Here is a 20367-nt window from a genome sequence, read left to right as displayed (position 1 = left end):
AGTTAAAATAATGTAGCTAGTATATTAATGAGACATTAGACCAGTTAAACTTAACGTAAACTTTCTAGTTTCGCCACCTAAATTTGTAATAAATTCGATTACTTGTCGATTTGCTATGTTAAAATCAAAAAAAATTTAAACATTGGTACTTTTATGCATACCTATCAAGCAACTGAAAACGCACTTAAAGACAAAGTAATTTTGATCACAGGCGCAGGTGATGGTATCGGCCGTGTCGCAGCTATTACTTATGCTAAACATGGTGCAACCGTTATTTTATTAGGAAAAACAACTAATAAACTAGAATGTGTGTATGACGAAATCGTCAATGCAGGCTACCCACAGCCAGCGATTGTGCCTATGGACTTAAAAGGTGCAACTAAGCAGAACTATCGAGATTTAGCCGCAACTATCGAAAGTCAATTTGGCCGCCTTGATGGACTATTAAATAACGCGGGTATTTTAGGTACTTTAGGGCCGTTAGAGCATTTTTGTTCATCAACATTCGAAAATGTGATGAAAGTAAACGTCACCGCACAAGCGATGATCACTAAAGCGCTATTCCCTGTCATGCGTAAATCAAAGAGTGCCTCAGTGGTATTTACCTCATCGGGTGTCGGTCGTAAAGGAAGAGAGTTTTGGGGACCTTATGCAATTTCTAAATTTGCAGTAGAAGGTATGATGCAAACATGGGCGTGTGAAGTTGAAAAAACGCCAATCCGTGTTAACTGTATTAACCCAGGCGCAACCCGTACATCGATGCGTGCAAGTGCATTCCCAGGTGAGGATCGTGATTTACTTGCAACACCTGAAGATTCAATGCCAACTTATCTGTATTTAATGAGCGACGACTCAAAAGATATCAATGGCCAATCGTTAGACGCACAGGTTAAAAAATAATATTTAGTTTTAAACGTAAAAAAGCCGCTATAAAAAGCGGCTTTATTGTTTTATTAGTAGCGTAATTACTTACGTTTAGTCGGTTTTACACGTTGATTATGCTTTTTAACCGCCTTACGAATTTGATTTATTTTCGCGCGCTTATCTTTACGTTTTTCAGGGATAACCGACAGCTTAGTTTGCGTTTCCTTACCAAGTTTAACTGTTTTACGTAAATAGTTAACTGTATCTAAATCGTACTCAATCCAACCACCTTGTGGTACACGCTTATCAAGCTCTAATTTACCGTAACGTATACGAATTAGGCGTGACACTTCCACATCTTGTGATTGCCATAAACGACGAACTTCACGATTACGACCTTCGTTAAGAGTTACGTTGTACCAGCGGTTAATGCCTTCACCGCCCATAGGCTTAATACCGGTAAATTTAGCCGGACCATCTTCAAGCTCTACACCGCGAAGTAAGTTTTTCATTGTTTCGTCAGTCACTTCACCAAATACACGAGCTGAATATTCGCGTTCAACTTCGTAGCTCGGGTGCATTAAGCGATTTGCTAATTCACCGTCATTGGTAAAAAGCATTAGGCCTGAGGTATTCACATCTAATCGCCCTACTGCTATCCAACGATCGCCATCTATACGTGGCAAACGGTCGAATACAGTACGACGACCTTCTGGATCTTTACGAGTACTTAGTTCGCCCTCTGGCTTGTTGTACATAATTACGCGACAAATTCTGTCAGCTTTTTCTTCAATTTTAACAGTGTGGCCGTCAACACGAATTAAATCGGTTTCTTCAACCCTGTCGCCTAACTTAGCTACTTTACCGTTTACACTCACACGATTAGCGTCAATGTATTTTTCCATTTCGCGGCGTGAACCTACCCCTGCGCGGGCTAGGACTTTTTGTAACTTTTCACCTTGTATACTCATTTGGATGGTTCTCTCACAGAAGGATCACTTAATAACTGGGTAATTTTACTTTGCTGTTGCTCTGGCAATGCAGGTAAATCATGAAGTCCCGTTATTGAAAAATAATCTAAAAATTGTTTAGTCGTTGCATAAAGTGCCGGTTTCCCAGGTACTTCTTTATGCCCAACTACTTTAACCCACTCTCTTTCAAGCAGAGTTTTAATAATATTTGAGCCTGTTGCTACGCCCCGTACTTGCTCAATTTCACCACGGGTAATAGGTTGTTTATATGCAATTAGCGACAAGGTTTCGAGTAAAGCTCGCGAATACTTAGGAGCGCGTTCTTGCCATAAATTACTCAACCATGGGCTTAAACTGCTACACGCTTGAAAACGATACCCACTGCCTACCTCAACTAAGCGTATACCTCGGGTTTGATAATGAACTTGAATTGCCTCTACAGCATCATTAATGCGCGCCATAGAAATTGCTAAATCGTTTAAAACCGTGTCCTTAAGATGACGTTTTGATACGGGCTTATCTGCCACAAAAATCGCCGCTTCAATGATTTCAATTAATTGTTCATCACTAATTCGCCGACCTACCATAATCACTCTTAAGTTAATAAAAACACACAGCCATCTATTATGACAGAACAATCACAAACTAGGAAAATATATTAACAAAATAACGTTTCATAGGCATAAAAAAGCCAGTGAAAAACACTGGCTTGATATCAAGTACATTCAGTAACGTAATTTAACTGTTTTTAAATTGCTCAAGTGCATCATCTTCTGCAACAGAATCACCATGCTTTTGAATATAGCTGTTGAACTCTTTTTTGCTTATTTGTTTATCTTTATTACGATCCATGTAACCAAAATGATTTGATATATCATCGTCATCAGCTTCAGTAACTGAAATAAAACCATTGCTATCATTATCTAAGCTTTTAAAATCATTTTCTATTTTATCAAACTTAGCAATATCAGCTTTAAATGCAGACTCACTCACTTCACTATCTGTAGCAACTTTTCCAGCATTTAGCTGCATATAAGCATCATATTCATTACGGCTTATTTGATTATCCATATTTGTATCTATGTTTGAAAAGTGCTGCCAAATACTATCATCGTCGGCTTCTGTTTTAGAAATAAAGCCATCGCTGTCGTTATCTAAGCTTGCAAAATCACTGTCGATTTTTTCTAAACCTTGATTTGAAGAACAAGCTGCTAAACTCAATGCGGCTAAAACAGTAGAAGCTATCGTTAATTTTTTCATCAGACGTATCCTTGTATTAATAAATTTCAATTTTAGTGATACAAATACGATGCCAAAAAAATAAACCATTAAAATCAGACAATTAAACAAAAACAACTTCTATTGCGATATTCAATAATGCAACTTTTCCAAACTACATAGGTAATTTTTACAAAAAAAAGCTCGGTTAAAACCGAGCTTTTTATATATTAAATACAGTAATTTAGATTGCAGCGTTTTGGTAACGCTTCACAAAATCAGTTACGTTTTGGCCATTACACTTTAATGTGTTTAAGTTACCAATTTGCTTACGCACTGGTTGTAAGCCTTGCTTTAATGCAGTTATACATAACTGTGTTTCTTGATGTGAATCTTTTGCAAATACTTCAACTTTTGATGCTGCAGGCTGTGCTGCAGTTTGTTGTTTTGCAATATCGCGAATGTCTTGACCGTTACATAGGATACTTTTTGAATAACGAGATAAGTATATACCATGCTTTGCTGCCATTTTACGTGCAGCTGAAAAACCTTCATTGGCGCTTACTACGCACAAGTTTGACTCTAATTTATTGTCTTTGCTGTAATACGCATTGCTTTGTGCAGAAGCGGTAACAGAAACAAAAAGAGAGGCAGCTAAAAGTAATTGAGTTTTCATCAGGTAGTCCTATTTGAACGAGTTAAACAAACGATTTTTGCGCATTATATAGACAACTTTTAACATATCAATTGAATATTTTATTTATTTTATTATTTAATAATGCATTTACAATGTTTAAACATTAAACAGTAATTGATCAACAATTGTGCAGTTATTTTCTCATTTCAGTCATGTTATGTCGCTCTAAATGCTGATACAATTTGACGAATAGAAAAAATAAATTTGAAGGTCAACTTTATGAAAGTGATTTCTTTTAATATCAATGGTCTGCGTGCTCGACTACACCAGTTACAAGCTATTATTGATAAACACCAGCCAGATATTATTGGTCTTCAAGAGATCAAGGTACATGATGAAGCGTTTCCGCTAGACGATGTACAAAAGATGGGTTACCACGTTTATTTTCATGGGCAAAAAGCGCATTACGGCGTGGCAATGTTATGCAAAAAAGAGCCTAAATCGGTATTAAAAGGCTTCACTACTGACACCGATGACTCGCAAAAGCGTATGATTAGCGTCACTGTAGAACAAGAGAATGGCCGCGACTTACATGTAATGAATGGCTATTTCCCACAAGGCGATAACATTAATCACGAAACTAAGTTCCCCTACAAACGTCAATTTTATAAAGATCTAATGACCCATCTGAATGGCCATTTCACCCCTGATCAAGATGTAATTGTTATGGGTGACATTAATATCTCACCAACCGATTTAGATATTGGCATTGGCGAGGTAAATGCAAAACGGTGGTTAAAAACGGGTAAATGTTCATTTCAACCTGTTGAGCGTGAATGGCTTGCTACCTTATTAAATTGGGGTTTTAAAGACACCTTTAGAGAACAAAACCCAGAAATTAACGACCAATATTCTTGGTTTGACTATCGTTCAAAAGGATTTGTTGATAACCGCGGCCTACGAATTGATGTGGTACTAGCAACGCATGATTTAGCAGCTCGCTGTATCGACACAGGCATAGATTATGAATTGCGCGCTATCGATAAACCATCAGATCATGCGCCTATTTGGTCAGAGTTTAGTTAATAATTATGTTAAGCGTGCAGTTGCAAGGGTTACTGTGGATTGTTGTCATCGTTATCGGCTTTTTAAGCGTTAACAAATCAACATACAGTAATTTATTTAATACCCCAGCAAGACAATCAGGTGTGTTTGCCTGTGCACTGGTACTCGCTTTGTTATGGCGTATAAAGGCCGGTATTTTACCCGGTCTCGATCTGCATATTTTAGGCATTACCGCAGTTACCCTAACATTAGGTTGGCGTCTTGCTATATTAAGTTGTGTACTCGCAACAGCGCTTTTAACTGCTTTTGGACAAATAACACCTGAATTAGTCGCATTAAAACTCATCATTAGTGCGTTTATACCGGTGTTATTCAGCTATTTAGTTTTTATCGTGTGTTATCACTATTTAGCACGGCATTTTTTTATCTATATATTTGTTTGTAGCTTTTTAACAGCGGGTGTCGTTGCCTGTATTAACATTATACTCGGTGGCGCTTTTTATTACACAATAGGTGAATATAGTTGGCATCAGCTGAGCGAGAATTATATTTACCTAAGTCCTATTTTGGCCTTTCCTGAAGCTATGCTAAACGGTATGGCAATCACTGTACTGATCACCTATCGCCCACATTGGGTAAAAACTTTTTTTGATAAGGACTATTTAGGCTCATGAGTCTTCATTACCATTGCCCTATTTGTAAACAGCCACTAGCACTCAATGATAAAACATTACGATGCGATAACAATCACAGCTTCGATTTTGCCAGAGAAGGCTACGTAAACTTACTCCCTGTGCAAAACAAAAATTCTAAACAGCCTGGCGATTCATTAGAAATGGTACAGGCTAGGCGCTTATTTTTAGAACAAGGTTATTATGGCTTTTTACAAACTGCTTTAGCCAATATGGTAAAGCCACTTAATGCTGAAATAGTAATTGATTTAGGGTGTGGTGAAGGGTTTTATACTCATGCTATTGCTAACAACAGCCAGGCTAGCGTATACGGTGTGGATATATCAAAGTCGGCAGTAAAATATGCGGCAAAACGTTACAAACAATGCCATTTTAGTGTTGCTTCAATTAGCCAAGCGCCTTTTGATGATCACCTTGCTGACGTTTTGGTTAGTGTATTTGCGCCTTTATTTGACAGTGAACTTGCACGTCTGGTCAAAGATAATGGTTGCTTAATTGTGGCAAGCCCAGGCCCAACTCATTTGAAAGAACTAAAAGATTATATTTATAGCAACGTAAACGAACACACTGGAATAGCAGCACCTGCGGGCTTTGAAAATACATCGCAACAATTAATCACAGAGCAGGTATCGCTTACATTTAACGATGTTAAGAACTTAATTATGATGACGCCATTTGCGTGGAAGTTTAGACCAGAACATTGGCAAGCACTTGAGCAAAAACAACAGCATAGCGTCACATTGTCATTTTACATTACGCAATTTACTAAAACTGCTCTTTAGTAAACGTTTTATCCATTTTATCGAACATATCTTTTAGTAATTCGGCAAGCTCCAAATAGCGGGGCTTGTTTTTTCCCATTTGCGCGTCATAACCGTTAGCAACCATTTTTGCAAATAACTCGTTATACCATTGCTGCATAGCAGGCTCTAATTCAGTTTGCGCACGTTTACCCAACCATAAAAGCCCTTGTAATGGCAACGAGATAAAAAACAGACTACTGGCAATCGCTTGGGGCAGAAAATCCGAGCCTAAATAATTAATCTGAAAAAACAGGGTCAGCATGGCTAATATTGGCATAACTGTAATCGCAAGCTCTGTGGCTCTGATCACTTTAAATTCTGCAAATAATGGCGCAACCTCTTTTCGCATTGGCCATGTTTTAGCATAAGAACACCCTAATTGAACTTGCGACATCACACTTTTTTGCATTAATAAATCCTCATAGTCACGGTTTGTAACACTTAAACAAACGTAATACTTATAAAAGTGTAACACAATTATCGCTGCTTTCACTTTATCGGTAAAAATGCTCAATTTCATTAGTAAAACTCACAAAAAGCATAAATTATCGAAAGAATTTCACAAAGCCCTTTTAATAAAGTCTACTACACTTTAGTCTACACTTATTTAAGCCACAAAGGCTTATACATCAACCAAGTGTACTGATTAATACTTAAATGGAAAATGAATCTATGCCAACACTCCCAAATAATCCAAACCACGTTTTGGTACTCAATTGTGGAAGCTCAAGTCTAAAGTTTGCGATTATTGATGCAAACACAGGAAACGACATCATATCAGGTTTAGCTGAGCGCCTAGGTGATGATGCTCCCTCAATTAAATATAAGTTTAAGGGAGAAAAAACCACTATTAAGCTTGCTGCTAACCAGGCACATGCCCATGCAATTGATACGCTGGTTGATTTGATAAAAGATCACAACCTCGACGAGCAATTAGTGGCAGTGGGTCATCGTGTTGTACATGGCGGTGAGCACTTTACCCAATCAGTTTTAATTGACGAAAACGTCATTGCAGGTATTACCCAAGCAGCCACACTGGCCCCCTTACATGGTCACGCTAATTTACTAGGTATTTCATCAGCACAAGCATCATTTAAAGATTTACCACAAATAGCTGTGTTTGATACCGCATTTCATCAAACTATGGATGAGGTTGCTTATCTATATGCCCTTCCTTATCAGCTTTATAAAGACTTTGGGGTTAGACGCTATGGATTTCATGGCACTAGCCATTTTTATGTAGCAGGTCAAACCGCTAAAATGTTGTCTTTACCTGTTGAAGAAAGTAACTTTATTAGCGCCCACTTAGGCAATGGCTGCTCTGTGTGTGCGATTAAAAACGGTAAAAGTGTCGACACTAGCATGGGCTTAACCCCGCTTGAAGGACTTGTTATGGGTACCCGTTGTGGCGACATTGATCCAGGGCTATTTAACTTTTTAACGACCCAACTTGATTACACCGCACAGCAAATTGATGACCTGCTAAATCAAAAAAGTGGCTTATTAGGAATAAGCGAGCTATCAAACGATTGCCGTACTATTGAAGAGGCTGCCATTGCTGGCAACTCGCAAGCCATGCTGGCGCTTAATATGTTTTGCTACCGCTTAGCAAAACAAATAGCCGCCTACATGGTACCGCTGCAAAAATTAGATGCGCTTATTTTTACTGGTGGGATTGGCGAGAATTCGGATATTATTCGCGAAAAAGTACTTACACAGTTAGCCTTTTTAGGTATCAATTTAGACCCTCAAGCAAACCTTGATGCACGGTTTGGCCAAGCTGGATTAATTAGCGCTGCAAATTCAACAAGCAAAGCGGTGGTTATGCCTACCAACGAAGAATGGGTTATTGCACTCGACGCCGCAAACATCACCAAGGAGTTATAATATGGCTCGTCGTATTATGTTGGTTCCTATCTCTACAGGGGTAGGTTTAACCTCAGTATCAGTTGGTTTAGTAAGAGCGCTAGAACAAAAGACGGTTAAGGTTAACTTTTTCAAACCTATCGCCCAGCCGCGTGCAGGTGAAACAGGCCCTGAAAAATCGACCCAAATTGTCACTCAAGGCTCACCAATTAAGCCGCCAACACCGTTTGCGCTCGATTACGCAGAACAAATGATTGGTGATGGTAAAGGTGATGACTTATTAGAGGAAATTGTTGAGCGTTTTCAAAGTAAGATCAACGATGACGAAGTGGCCATAATAGAAGGAATGGTGCCTACTCGACGCCAACCTTATGCGGGGCGCATAAACCGTGAAATTGCACAAACCTTAGGGGCCGATATTGTATTTGTGCTTACCCCTGGGAATTACAGTATTACCCAAATTGAAGATCGCCTTGAAATTGCTGCTGGAAATTACGGTGGCATAGATCACCCTCGTGTGCTGGGTTGTATTTTCAATAAAGTAAATGCCCCTCTAGATGAAGAAGGTCGTGCTCGCGCTGATTTAGTCGATACTTACAAGCCAGAAGCACTGGATAACGAGCTTAACCGTCTGGCCTCTTTACCTATTTTTAGAAAAAATCCTTTTATGTTACTTGGTGCCATTCCGTGGGATTTTGAGCTGGTCGCGCCGCGCGTTAAAGATTTAAGTGCCTATTTAAAAGCAACTATTATTAACGAAGGCGACATGGTGCATCGTCGACTAAGACGCATTACTTTTTGCGCCCGCACGGTATCAAATATTCTAAATTACTTTACCCCAGGTGCGTTATTGGTCACCCCAGGCGATCGTTCAGATATATTGGTTGCAGCCTGCTTGTCTGCTATGAATGGTACTAAACTAGGTGCTATTTTGCTCACCGGTGGCTTTGAGCCTGAGCCGCGCATCATGGCGCTGTGCGAACAAGCCATGCAAACAGGGCTGCCTATTTTAGCAACCGAAGGGGACACTTGGCGCACCTCGTTATTACTGCATAACTTTAACCTAGAAGTGCCAAGCGATGATGAACAGCGCATTGAAAAGGTAAAAGATCATAACGCAGAGTATATAGATTCTGATTGGTTAGATACCTTAGCTAAAAGTGTGGGAAAAACCCGAAAACTATCCCCTCCTGCCTTTAGGTATTTATTAACTGAAAAAGCTCGAAAAGCCGAAAAAACAATTGTACTGCCTGAGGGTAACGAACCTAGAACCATTAAAGCAGCCGCTATTTGTGGCCAGCGGGGCATTGCTAAAACAATTTTATTGGGTGACCGTGATGAAATACTACGTATAGCCGAGCAACAAGGCATTGAGCTTAACGAGCATGTAACTGTAATTGAGCCAAGCAGTATCATAAATGATTACGTAGCACCTATGGTGGAAATTCGTAAAAATAAAGGTCTTACCGAAGTAGTCGCCCAAGAGCAACTTCAAGATCACGTCGTACTTGGCACTATGATGCTAGAGCAAGGTAAAGTCGATGGCCTGGTATCGGGTGCGGTAAACACCACTGCAAATACTATTCGCCCACCGTTACAGTTAATTAAAACCGCGCCAGGTTCATCATTAGTGTCTTCTGTATTCTTTATGCTATTGCCTGATCAGGTTTTGGTTTATGGTGATTGCGCTATTAATCCCGATCCTAATGCCGAACAACTAGCTGACATTGCAATTCAATCTGCCGACTCAGCAGCAGCATTTGGTATTGAACCTCGCGTAGCCATGATAAGTTACAGCACCGGTGACTCAGGCAGTGGGGCTGATGTAGAAAAAGTGCGAGCGGCAACTAAGCTTGCCCAGCAAAAGCGCCCAGATCTAATTATAGATGGACCACTACAATATGATGCAGCGATTATGGAAAGTGTAGCGATTAAAAAAGCACCTAACAGCCCTGTTGCAGGTAAAGCAACGGTATTTATATTCCCTGATTTAAATACTGGCAACACCACCTATAAAGCGGTACAACGAAGCGCTGATTTGATCAGTATCGGTCCGATGCTGCAAGGGATGCGTAAACCAGTTAACGACTTAAGCCGTGGCGCATTAGTTGACGACATAGTGTATACCATTGCTTTAACTGCCATTCAAGCAGCGCAAGCTGAGGCACTTAATTAACCCCTTTAACTAACATGTCCTTTTTATAGCCTAGCCATTTTTTAATTACTTATTAATAGGTTAGGCTATTTATACCTTACAACCCCCAAGCTTATCCACAGAAATTGTGGACAATTATTTTTTAATTAATAAAAACTTTAACAACGGCTCAGTTTGGGCCTTTAACTTAGATTCAATACTCTATACTATAAAGCTATTATCTTGCTGCTAGGGATGGGTTTTATGTCAAAACAAACACTACAATTACACAGCACTGTTTTATCAATTCATAGTTTAGCGCTTGATGCCGACATCCCTCCTGCCCTGTTAAAGCAACCATTATTTTTTATTTCAAAAACGCACGATGAACTCTCGGTCGTTTGCCCTGATGACTTTATAATTGATAGCCAAGATACAGAATCGAATTGGCAAGCATTAGAAGTAATTGGCCCCTTAGGGTTTTCGTTAACCGGTATTATGGCAAATATTTCAGGAGTATTAGCAAGAGCTGGCGTGTCAATTTTTTCAATTTCAACCTATGACACCGACTATATCTTAGTAAAAAAGCAAACAGTCAACAAAGCGATGGCTGCTCTTAGAGCCGATGGCTACAATGTGGTAACTTAATTAATAATGAAATCTGAAGACGTTAGCTATTTAACTAAAAATAAAATTGGCCGAAGCGCGATACAAATAACTAGCCCATTCAGTGGCAAAGTTATGCAGATGGACGCGCATCCTGAAGCTTTTTTCCGCTTTGGAACTTTGGGGCCAGGGATTATTGTCAGCTTAACCAGCCATAAAGTGTTAGCGCCATTTAATGGCACTTTATTGCAAGTTAAAAGCGGCGGGTGCGAATTTATTCTAAAAGCTAAAAATGGCTTAAAAGTATTAATAAACTTAGCCGTACCCGATTCTCAAACTCTCACGCATACTCATATTGCTCAGCTTAATGGCAGCAAAATAACCAAAGGACAGCGCCTCGCTTACTTTGATTTGCGTGAACTCGATGCGCCTATTTTAGCTAGCCTTATCATACTCAATGGCCACGACTTAGGCACTTTTCATTATTCTCACCCGCAGGTCAATGCTGGTGTAGATACCTTATTAACTATTATCAAAAAGAAGTAGGTTTATGATCACTCTCTATGGCATTAGCAACTGCGACACTATTAAAAAAGCAAAAAAATACCTAAGCGATAATGACATCGCGTTCACTTTCCATGACTATCGTAAAGATGGCGTTAATCATAATATGGTTAGCGATTTTGCAGAGCATATTGACTGGGAACAACTTGTTAATAAACGTGGCACAACATACAGAGCCTTGCCTGATGAGCAAAAGCAAAGCTTAACTAAGCAAACTGCTATCGATATATTGGTTGAACAACCTGCAATGATTAAACGCCCTGTTCTTATTAATGATGGGCAATATCACTTAGGCTTTAAAACAGCACAATACGATGAGATCTTTAAATAATGACCCATCCAGTAATTACCCTAGCCCAAGCCTTAATTCAGCGAGAGTCGGTTACCCCTGAAGATGCAGGCTGCCAACACATGATGAATGAGCGTCTTAGTGCAATTGGCTTTGATATTGAATCGCTCTTTTTTACTGACACGCTCAATACTTGGGCACGAAAAGGCACGAAATCACCCCATTTTTGTTTTGCCGGTCATACCGATGTGGTGCCCACAGGGCCTGAAAAAAATTGGCAGCACCCGCCTTTTGCTGGTCTAATTGAAGACGGTTTATTACATGGGCGTGGCGCAGCCGACATGAAAGGCTCACTGGCAGCTATGGTTGTAGCCACAGAGCGTTTTGTATCTAAGCACCCTGATCATAAAGGCTCTATCTCGTTTTTAATTACCTCAGATGAAGAAGGCCCTTTTATCAACGGCACTACCCGCGTAATAGATACTTTAGAAGAGCGCGGTGAAAAAATTGATATGTGCCTTGTTGGTGAGCCTTCATCGCGCGATGTACTCGGTGATGTGGTTAAAAATGGTCGTCGTGGTTCTCTAACTGGTTTTTTAACTATCGCCGGTGTGCAAGGGCATGTGGCTTACCCACACTTAGCGCAAAACCCAATTCATTTAGCCACGCCAGCATTAACTGAATTAAGCCAAACTGTGTGGGATATGGGTAACGACTTCTTTCCTGCCACCAGCTTTCAAATCTCGAACATTAATGGCGGCACAGGTGCCGGTAATGTGATACCCGGTGAGCTTGAAGTACAATTTAACTTTAGGTTTAGCACCGAAGTTACTCATCAGCAGCTGCAACAAAAAGTGAACGCGATTTTACAAAAACACAATTTGAATTACGAACTAAATTGGATTGTAAATGGCCTACCGTTTTTAACCGATCACGGTCCGTTAGTTGATGCTACCGTCGCTGCGATTAAATCAGTAACTGGCTTAACCACTAATTTAGAAACAACAGGTGGGACATCAGATGGCCGCTTTATTGCTCAAACCGGCGCTAAAGTAATCGAGCTGGGGCCACGTAACGCCACAATTCATAAAGTTGATGAGTGTGTTAGCACAGATGACCTGATCGCGCTGGCCGATATTTATGAACAAATATTAGAACGACTGTTAACTTAATGACTGCAAATAAAGAACTCACACAATGCATCACCGGACAAAGTGATGCACACCTAGTCGCCATACAAAACCATTATTTGCATGCCAATATTATCAACGACTTTGTTGCACTACAATCAGCGGCCGCATCCGCTGGTTTTGGTTTATGTATTGCATCAAGTTTTCGGGATTTTAATCGTCAATCGGCTATTTGGAATGCTAAATTTTCAAATAAGCGCGTGGTGTTAAATAAAGCGCAACAAGCCGTTGAACTAAATTCACTGAGTGATATTGAAAAATGTACCGCCATAATGCTGTACTCTGCACTGCCAGGGGCAAGTCGCCATCATTTAGGCACTGACTTAGATATTTTTGATAAAAGCGCAGTGAGTGACGACTATGTGTTGCAACTAACCCCCGATGAATATCAGCATGGCGGGCCTTTTGCCGAACTGAGTCAATGGCTAGACACTCACCTAGCAGAATTTGGATTTTATCGGCCTTATCAGCATGATTTAGGCGGTGTTGCCCCAGAACTTTGGCATATTAGTCACATTGAGCAATCAGAGCAGCTTATGAGGCACCTGTCAGTTGAGGTATTACACAACTGCATTAAAGAGAGTGATTTATTAGGTAAAGACGCTATTTTAACCCACTTACCTGCTTTATATGAACGCTTTGTGCTTAATGTGAGCCCACCTGCTAAGCGGTGTTAGTTTTTTTATTTAACGTAAAAACCAATACAGCCAGTAAAATGATACTGCTGGGGAGCATAAATTGCACAGTTAAGGTTTCTGATAAAAACACCGCTCCTGCAATAGCTGCCAAAACGGGCACGCATAACTGCACTATAGCTGCATGCGTGCTTTTTAATAAAGGCATAGCCACATACCAAATACTATAACCTACGCCTGATGCGATGGCACCTGAGGCTATTGCAAGTAACACCCCTTCCATACGTACATTTTTAAGCTGGCTCATACCCACCACAATTAAAATAGGTAGCACTAATAAGCTGCGAATAAAGTTATAAGTGGTGGCCCTAAGTGGTGACACACACGCTTTGCCTCTAATACTGTATATTCCCCATGCCACGCCACTTATGCTCATTAATACTGCCGCCATTACCGGTGGCGCTGTTTGCGAAGGCAGCATTAAATAAACAAAAGCCACAAACGCCACAATAAATGCAAGCCATTGCACAGCGGTTAAGCGCTCTTGCTTATAGATGCCCCAGCCGATCATGGTAAATTGCACCGCGGAGAATAAAATAAGCGCGCCCATACCGGTATCTAGCTCTATATAAGCTATAGAAAAACACAGCGCATATATCAGCAAGCTCACACTGCTTCGCCAGCTTCCGATATCGTTAATAACGGAGCTACTTAATTGTGCTTTTTTATTTAATTGCTTTGTATAGAGCAGCATAATAATAGCCAAACACACTGCCCCGCTGAGAAGCCGTATAACAGTGAAATTCCACGCATCAATATAACCTTGAGCTAATGCTAAGCGACACAATAACGAATTGGCAGCAAAGGCAACTAACGCGATAATAGTAAACAGAGTGGCTTTCAAATAAATTCCTAACGTGTTGATAAATATATACCGTATTTATATACAGATTAAATTAGCGTCCATTGTTGTAAACGTTAATATGGTTATTTTTTAATGATAAAGCTTTAATGTTTATACACTACGCTTTTTTACAATCTTTCACACCTACATTTATAAGCCATGTGTTAACCTTATAAAATAGATAAAAGGAGTGCGTGTGCGTCACATTTTAATTTTCAGTTTTTGCTTTATTGTAAGTGGTTGCAGCACTATTGGCTTTAACGACTTGTTTAATGATTATGCCACAAACACCACCCCTGTTAGGCAAGCTATTAGCAATAATAATATTGAAAATGCACGCACCCTTATAAAAACCAACAGTAAAGCCCACAGTAATTATTTACTGAACCAATTAGAGCAAGGGCGTATTGCTGATTTAGCTAATAATCCAGATAGTGCGCAAACATATTTTGAAACTGTCTACCAACAGATGCAAGCAAAGCGCCAAGCAGCCAAAATACAAGTAAGTGCAGGGCTTGAACAAAGTAATGCGCTGTTAACTAACGATTCAGCAATAGGTTATATCCCACCAGCCTACGAAATGAGTATGTTGCATAGCTACAAAGCACTTAATTATGTTTATAAACGCGATATTGAGAGCGCGTTAGTTGAAATACGCCGTGCCAATAAAGTACAAGTTGATGCACTACTCGGTAATCAAAGCGAGTTTGATAATGCCGTTGCTCAAGCACAGCAACACTACCCAGACATGGATAATTTAACTCGCTCGGTAAAAAATGGCTTTCAAAATGCGTACACGTTTTACTTATCAGGGTTGTTATATGAAACGGCAAAGCAAGGCGATGATGCCTACATAGACTATAAAAAAGCACTCGAAATACAACCTAATAATCAGTATTTACAGCAAGATATATTGCGCCTTGCTAAGCAGCAAGGCTTTGCGGATGACTACAAACAATTTAAGCGACAGTTTGGTGAAGTAAACACCATAGATAAAAATCAAGGCGAAGTGGTTATATTATTTGAACAAGGCCTAATACCAAAACAGCACGAGTTTAAATTGCGATTGCCTATTTATACTTCGCAAGGGGATGCCCGCTTTTATAGCTTAGCAATGCCCGTTTATATAAATAACGCCTACAGCAGCGCCGTGAATAATATAAAAGTTAATAACCAAGTATTAGCATTAAGTCCGTTAGTGCATTTAGAGGCACTGGCCGCTAAAACGTTAGAGCAGCAAGTAGCTGCGCGTGTTTCAAGGCAAATATTACGTCTTGTCGCTAAAGAAAAAATGCGTGCAGAGCTTGCGCGCAGTGCCGGTGATGTGGGGAACATTTTGGCAAATTTGTATAATCTTGCATCTGAGCAAGCAGATACGCGTAGTTGGCTTACCCTGCCTAATCAGATCAGCCTTGCCCGCAGCGCAGTAAAAGCAGGCGAACATACTCTAAACGTTGGCTCGCAACCGCCAATAAATTTTACCGTTAGTAAGCAAGGGTTAACGTTAATCTACCTAACCTCTGTTAATAACTATTTTAACTCCCATGTAGTGCAACTTTAGGAGCCATCATGAAATACATACTTCCCGTTATTGCGTTAATTATGCTCAGCGCGTGTAGCAGCCGACCTGTAACCTCAGGTATTGGGGTTGAGCAAACTACCAACGCTTACAAAGAGCAGCTCAATGTTAATAATCCACAATTAGCGAAAAAGCTTTTAATAAGTGATGTAAAAACGCGTCAAACAAATAACCTTACCGACGTGGTGGTTACTTTAGCGAGTACCTATAAAAAGTCGCAATACTTACAGTATCAATTTAACTGGTTTGATAAAGATGGCTTTGTTATTAAAGGCAATCACTCACCGTGGCAAGCCCTAACATTATTTGGCTTTGCTAAAACTCAGCTTGCAGGACTAGCACCTAGCTCTAATGCCGTTACCTTCTCATTAGCTGTAAGAGAAGTTTCAACCGACGCACAAGAATTTAAAGATTAAAGGAAATCATGATGATCAATAAACAATTTAAATCACTGTCTAGTTATGCAATTTTAGGATTAGCGGCACTGACACTTGCAGGCTGTGCCAACAAAGCTGTTGTCAGCTATGGTGATGCCCAAGCCGTAGAAACCACAGATATAAACTTTGGCTCTACTGACTTACAAAAAGTTGCCTCGCAAATGACCGACTCTCTGCTTAGTTCGCCTGTGGTTGGTACTATGACCGCCAATACACGCCCTGTGGTATTTGTAGAGCGTATTAAAAATAAAACCAGTGAACACATAGATACAGAATCAATCACCGACTCAATCTCTACTCAATTACTGCGTAGCGGCAAATTTAGATTTGTTGATATGACCCGTGTAGAGGCGGTTCGTGAGCAAATTACATTTCAAAACGAAGACGCCTTAGTCAACCCAAGTACTGCGGTGGCTTTTGGTAAGCAAATTGGTGCGCAATATATGCTGTACGGTAACCTATCAAGCATTGTTAAATCTAATGCAGATAAAGCCGATGTGTACTACAAATTTACAATGCGTTTAATGGATATGCAAAGCGGTCTTGTTGAATGGGCTGACGAAACTGAAATTCGTAAGACGCGTGAAAAATCAACGTTTGGTTGGTAATAACAGGAGCGAATTATGAAAACGCTTAGCTTAATTTTATGCGCTTTATTAGTAGTAAGTGCCCCAACGTTTGCCAAGTACGAACGAAATAAAGCTGTTCCTGTACAGCAAGTACTATTTGGTAAAGTAAAGTCGGTGCGCACTATTACTGAGCAACAACTAGTACAAGACAAAAGTAACGGCTGGAAAACCTTTGGCGGTGCCTTACTAGGTGGTGTTATTGGTAACCAGTTTGGCGGCGGCAGTGGTCGTACTGTAGCGACTATTTTAGGATCGGTGATTGGTGGTAACGTTGCTCATAATCAGCAGCAAACACAGCGCTATGAAAACACACAGCTCGTTGAATTACTGATACAAGTAGAAAGTGGTGAGCAATTTATGGTGGTACAAGACAACGATCCCGCTATGCGTTTTCACCAAGGGGATAATGTTCGCCTGATCTACTTAACCAATAACACGGTGCGAGTAGATAGCGCGTATTAATATTCTTTTGACGGCATAATTGAAAAAAACCTAACTTAGGTAACTAAGTTAGGTTTTTTAAAAGATAATTACGCTTATTTTAAGCTGGTTCTTTTGCCCAAAGCTGCTCATTTTCATGCATTTCATATAAGCCATGAGCACGGTTTATAAGTAAGTTTGCAAAGTCGGCTTGGGTTTTATCTCGTGCACCCGCGGTAATAATTTGGTCGGCCTTTAACTGCCACTGCAATGAAAAATAACGCATGGCATCACGTGCATCTTTTGCTGCAGACGCTTCAGCGTGATCAGTTGGTAAACGACCGGTGATCACCCAGTAGCTTTTACCGTTTTGCGCTTTAAATTTCCAAAGCGCGCATAAAGGCGCTAAAAAACGGCTTTCTTTTTCAAGCAAGGTTTTAGGCATAATGCCTTTTTCAGCTAAATGTTTTTGCGCATTTTGAAAACATTCGCGCTGCCATTGAATTTCTTGTTGCTGAAGTTCAGCTTGCTGCTCTGGTGTTAATGGTTTTTGTTCTTGTTGCTGCATTTTAATAACCTTTTTACTTCTTTGTTTACACTTTAAGGGCATAACAAATAAGGCGCAAGCATAAATAGCGTGCTTAACACCTTATTCGCAGCTGTTTGCTGGGTTTTTAAGCAAAGTACACTTACTTTATGTTGTGATCAAACGAACCCACAGCACCTGGGAATACCACTGGCGACTCAATACCCTGTTTATTCACGCTAGCAACTCCAAAATAGTAATTATCAATAACCACATTTTTTAGGGTAAATTCACTGGCCTTATCAACCCATTGACTGTATTGCCATTGTGGTTCACTAGTATAGCGCCAGTATATACGATAACCTGCTACATTTTCATCTTCTGTTGGCTGCCAAGAAAGTGTGGTACTGGCGCGTACGGCACCACTAATTTTCACCTCTTTTGGTGGCGCAGGAGCCCACGCCATTGACGCAAGGCTTACCGCATTTAATGAGGTTAGTTTTGCGGCGTAATCAAAATCAACCCCATCAATGGTATCACCGTACACCACCCCATTTTCGGTGCGTAGGTCTTGATGTTGACGGTCATAATGCTCGTTAGTCTCCATAATACGCACAGCCGCAAAACCCGCATCATTAAACGGACGATGATGCCCGCCTCGTGCAAAACGGTCGAGCCTATATACCAGCATGGTATCTAAGTTCTCAATGTATTTATCAGCAATGGTGTCTATGTAACGCGCTAAATTACGGCTCGCTGAGTCAACTTCGCCGCCAGTAAAACGACGAGTACGGGCTTGTTCTTTAGTTTCAACTACACGCGTACCTTCAGAAAAAATACGTGCAGTGGTGTTATCTGTGACGCCATTAATGCCGGTAATGTTACCAATCATGTCGTTATTTAAAACACCATGAACTTGCCAATTATTTTTTTGTGCGTAAGCAGTTAAAATTTTACCGCCAAATAAACCTTGCTCTTCACCTGAGAGTGCTGCATATACCACTGAGCCATTAAATGTATATTGCGATAACACCCGTGCCGCTTCAATCACACCGGCAACCCCTGATGCATTATCGTTTGCCCCAGGTGAATCGCTAGTAAAGTCCATAACATCACTAACCCGTGAGTCTATATCTCCCGACATCATCACCATACGATTAGGATCGGTGTTACCGCGGTGAATCGCAATTATGTTAACCACTTCCACAGGGTCAGGAATGCGCTTTTCACCCGAGATGGTTTGTTTTACTTCTAGTATCTCTAAACAGCCACCACACTGTGCCGAAATTGCTTCAAATTCTTTTTTTATCCAGCGTCTTGCCGCGCCAATACCACGGGTATCCGATTTAGTTTCAGATAAAGTATGGCGGGTACCAAAATCCACTAACGTTTGAATATCATCTCCGATACGCTGCGCTGAAATTTGCCCTGCAATATTGTGCAATGATGCTTGTTGTGTGGTTTGTGCCGCCACACTATAAAATGACGCGCTACAAACAGATGCAACCGCACTATACTTAATAATCCGAGTAACTAACTTTAAAGGTGAAATTGACATAGCAGTTTAATCCTTATTGTTGATGTTTTTAAAATGACAGCTCTGCAGGTATACAGCAATGCATTTGAGATAGACGTTAAAAACCTCAGGTTAAATTACATTTAATTAACACGCTTAGTTTAGCTATCGCTTGCTCAGTTTCTAGTTTAATAAAAATAATCACTTATGCTGTTTTGTACGTATATTAAAGAGAGAAACACGATTAATCAGCTATCATTTTATATACCCTGTTTAAAAATAATAAGGTGCTGTAAAAATATGAAGAAACACGAAGAATTACCTGAGGATCATGTTGACCCGCTTATGCAGTATTTACATCATGCGATTCGCTTTGCTATTAAAATATTAGCGGTGCTCATGGTGCTAGTTATTTTTTGGAGTATTGCTGATGTAGTATATGTTTTATATATGCGATTGAGCTCTCCCCCTTACTTTTTATTAAACATTGAAGACATTCTGCAAACCTTTGGTGCTTTTATGGTGGTGCTTATTGCGGTAGAAATATTTACCAATATTCGTTTATATTTAGGCTCCAGTTCACTGCCGGTTGAGCTGGTCATTGCCACCGCACTAATGGCTGTGGCGCGTAAAATTATTGTTTTAGATTTAAAATTAGTGACCTCAGAGCAAATTATTGGCCTTGCATTAGTGACTTTAGCCTTAGGTATATCTTACTGGCTGGTAAAAAATAAAACCGGTCATACAAAACTGTAAATCGTTAACTTAACTTAAGATAACAGCTAAATACCTCATTCCCACTGCGCCTTTGCGCTTTACAAT

At 40.1% G+C, this 20367-nt stretch carries 24 protein-coding genes; 16 read left to right on the top strand and 8 right to left on the bottom strand.

Annotated features, from left to right (window positions below):
• Positions 1-153: 153 nt before the first annotated feature.
• Positions 154-900, top strand: a complete 747-nt coding sequence (locus tag AN392_RS03705) for a YciK family oxidoreductase (RefSeq protein ID WP_055011865.1) — start codon at positions 154-156, stop codon at positions 898-900.
• A gap of 65 nt (positions 901-965) precedes the next feature.
• Here AN392_RS03705 and rluB read toward each other — a convergent pair whose 3' ends face one another.
• The 4 genes from rluB to AN392_RS03685 all read right to left on the bottom strand — a co-directional run bounded on the left by rluB (position 966) and on the right by AN392_RS03685 (position 3729).
• Positions 966-1835 (bottom strand): 23S rRNA pseudouridine(2605) synthase RluB, encoded by an 870-nt coding sequence (gene rluB, locus AN392_RS03700; protein WP_008110001.1) that lies wholly within the window; start codon positions 1833-1835, stop codon positions 966-968.
• Positions 1832-2422: an SMC-Scp complex subunit ScpB gene (scpB, locus tag AN392_RS03695; protein ID WP_008110002.1), complete on the bottom strand. Its 591-nt coding sequence runs from the start codon at positions 2420-2422 to the stop codon at positions 1832-1834. The genes rluB and scpB overlap by 4 nt, the downstream gene beginning before the upstream one ends.
• 151 nt (positions 2423-2573) lie before the next feature.
• Positions 2574-3095: a calcium-binding protein gene (locus AN392_RS03690; RefSeq protein ID WP_055011864.1), complete on the bottom strand. Its 522-nt coding sequence runs from the start codon at positions 3093-3095 to the stop codon at positions 2574-2576.
• 202 nt (positions 3096-3297) lie between these two features.
• On the bottom strand, positions 3298-3729 hold the full coding sequence (locus AN392_RS03685) for a hypothetical protein (protein ID WP_010389773.1): 432 nt from the start codon (positions 3727-3729) through the stop codon (positions 3298-3300).
• Positions 3730-3969: 240 nt separating this feature from the next.
• On the opposite strand from AN392_RS03685, the gene xthA reads away from it, so the two are divergent.
• Genes xthA through rlmA form a run of 3 tightly spaced genes read left to right on the top strand, consistent with a single transcriptional unit; the run spans position 3970 to position 6229 of the window.
• Positions 3970-4776: an exodeoxyribonuclease III gene (xthA, locus tag AN392_RS03680; protein ID WP_055011863.1), complete on the top strand. Its 807-nt coding sequence runs from the start codon at positions 3970-3972 to the stop codon at positions 4774-4776.
• 5 nt (positions 4777-4781) lie between these two features.
• Positions 4782-5429 (top strand): energy-coupling factor ABC transporter permease, encoded by a 648-nt coding sequence (locus AN392_RS03675; protein WP_010389767.1) that lies wholly within the window; start codon positions 4782-4784, stop codon positions 5427-5429.
• Complete coding sequence (gene rlmA / locus AN392_RS03670; RefSeq protein WP_055011862.1) at positions 5426-6229, top strand: 23S rRNA (guanine(745)-N(1))-methyltransferase; 804 nt, start codon at positions 5426-5428, stop codon at positions 6227-6229. Before AN392_RS03675 ends, rlmA begins: the two co-directional genes overlap by 4 nt.
• Here the strand turns inward: rlmA and yfbV are convergent.
• Positions 6213-6659 carry a terminus macrodomain insulation protein YfbV gene (gene yfbV / locus AN392_RS03665; protein ID WP_055011918.1) on the bottom strand — a complete coding sequence of 149 codons (447 nt, stop codon included), beginning with the start codon at positions 6657-6659 and terminating at the stop codon, positions 6213-6215. The two genes, rlmA and yfbV, sit on opposite strands and share 17 nt — an antisense overlap.
• Before the next feature lie 263 nt (positions 6660-6922).
• Here yfbV and AN392_RS03660 point away from each other — a divergent pair, with 263 nt between their 5' ends.
• The 7 genes from AN392_RS03660 to AN392_RS03630 all read left to right on the top strand — a co-directional run bounded on the left by AN392_RS03660 (position 6923) and on the right by AN392_RS03630 (position 13576).
• A complete protein-coding gene (locus AN392_RS03660) occupies positions 6923-8137 on the top strand; it encodes an acetate kinase (protein WP_010389759.1) in 1215 nt (404 codons plus the stop codon).
• Position 8138: 1 nt separating this feature from the next.
• Complete coding sequence (pta, locus tag AN392_RS03655) at positions 8139-10292, top strand: phosphate acetyltransferase (RefSeq protein ID WP_054200797.1); 2154 nt, start codon at positions 8139-8141, stop codon at positions 10290-10292.
• A 222-nt stretch (positions 10293-10514) separates the two neighbouring features.
• On the top strand, positions 10515-10898 hold the full coding sequence (locus AN392_RS03650; RefSeq protein WP_010389757.1) for an ACT domain-containing protein: 384 nt from the start codon (positions 10515-10517) through the stop codon (positions 10896-10898).
• Positions 10899-10904: 6 nt separating this feature from the next.
• Entirely contained in the window at positions 10905-11402 is a 498-nt protein-coding gene (locus AN392_RS03645; RefSeq protein ID WP_008110014.1) for a PTS glucose transporter subunit IIA, read from the top strand.
• A gap of 4 nt (positions 11403-11406) precedes the next feature.
• The gene (locus AN392_RS03640; RefSeq protein ID WP_055011861.1) at positions 11407-11751 is read left to right on the top strand and encodes an ArsC family reductase; all 345 of its coding nucleotides are present in this window, start codon (positions 11407-11409) and stop codon (positions 11749-11751) included.
• Positions 11751-12881 (top strand): succinyl-diaminopimelate desuccinylase, encoded by a 1131-nt coding sequence (dapE, locus tag AN392_RS03635; RefSeq protein ID WP_055011860.1) that lies wholly within the window; start codon positions 11751-11753, stop codon positions 12879-12881. Before AN392_RS03640 ends, dapE begins: the two co-directional genes overlap by 1 nt.
• A complete protein-coding gene (locus AN392_RS03630; RefSeq protein WP_055011859.1) occupies positions 12881-13576 on the top strand; it encodes a M15 family metallopeptidase in 696 nt (231 codons plus the stop codon). Before dapE ends, AN392_RS03630 begins: the two co-directional genes overlap by 1 nt.
• On the opposite strand, the gene AN392_RS03625 is transcribed toward AN392_RS03630, so the two are convergent.
• Positions 13563-14438 (bottom strand): DMT family transporter, encoded by an 876-nt coding sequence (locus AN392_RS03625; RefSeq protein WP_010389752.1) that lies wholly within the window; start codon positions 14436-14438, stop codon positions 13563-13565. The genes AN392_RS03630 and AN392_RS03625 overlap by 14 nt on opposite strands.
• Positions 14439-14634: 196 nt before the next feature.
• Here AN392_RS03625 and AN392_RS03620 point away from each other — a divergent pair, with 196 nt between their 5' ends.
• From AN392_RS03620 to AN392_RS03605, 4 genes are read left to right on the top strand one after another with little or no spacing between them, the layout of a single operon-like run.
• On the top strand, positions 14635-15999 hold the full coding sequence (locus tag AN392_RS03620) for a COG3014 family protein (RefSeq protein WP_055011858.1): 1365 nt from the start codon (positions 14635-14637) through the stop codon (positions 15997-15999).
• 8 nt (positions 16000-16007) lie between these two features.
• The gene (locus AN392_RS03615; RefSeq protein ID WP_054200790.1) at positions 16008-16433 is read left to right on the top strand and encodes a YcfL family protein; all 426 of its coding nucleotides are present in this window, start codon (positions 16008-16010) and stop codon (positions 16431-16433) included.
• 11 nt (positions 16434-16444) lie between these two features.
• Entirely contained in the window at positions 16445-17062 is a 618-nt protein-coding gene (gene lpoB, locus AN392_RS03610) for a penicillin-binding protein activator LpoB (RefSeq protein ID WP_010389748.1), read from the top strand.
• A gap of 15 nt (positions 17063-17077) precedes the next feature.
• The gene (locus AN392_RS03605) at positions 17078-17545 is read left to right on the top strand and encodes a glycine zipper 2TM domain-containing protein (protein ID WP_010389747.1); all 468 of its coding nucleotides are present in this window, start codon (positions 17078-17080) and stop codon (positions 17543-17545) included.
• 79 nt (positions 17546-17624) lie between these two features.
• On the opposite strand, the gene AN392_RS03600 is transcribed toward AN392_RS03605, so the two are convergent.
• Entirely contained in the window at positions 17625-18071 is a 447-nt protein-coding gene (locus AN392_RS03600) for a DUF4826 family protein (protein ID WP_008110031.1), read from the bottom strand.
• A 121-nt stretch (positions 18072-18192) separates the two neighbouring features.
• On the bottom strand, positions 18193-19587 hold the full coding sequence (locus AN392_RS03595) for a M28 family peptidase (RefSeq protein ID WP_055011857.1): 1395 nt from the start codon (positions 19585-19587) through the stop codon (positions 18193-18195).
• Positions 19588-19845: 258 nt separating this feature from the next.
• Here AN392_RS03595 and AN392_RS03590 point away from each other — a divergent pair, with 258 nt between their 5' ends.
• On the top strand, positions 19846-20301 hold the full coding sequence (locus AN392_RS03590; RefSeq protein ID WP_008110035.1) for a phosphate-starvation-inducible PsiE family protein: 456 nt from the start codon (positions 19846-19848) through the stop codon (positions 20299-20301).
• The last annotated feature ends 66 nt before the right edge of the window (positions 20302-20367 follow it).

The organism is Pseudoalteromonas sp. P1-16-1b (assembly GCF_001401785.1).
Lineage (GTDB): Bacteria > Pseudomonadota > Gammaproteobacteria > Enterobacterales > Alteromonadaceae > Pseudoalteromonas > Pseudoalteromonas undina.
This window is presented reverse-complemented; position numbering and strand designations above follow the sequence as displayed.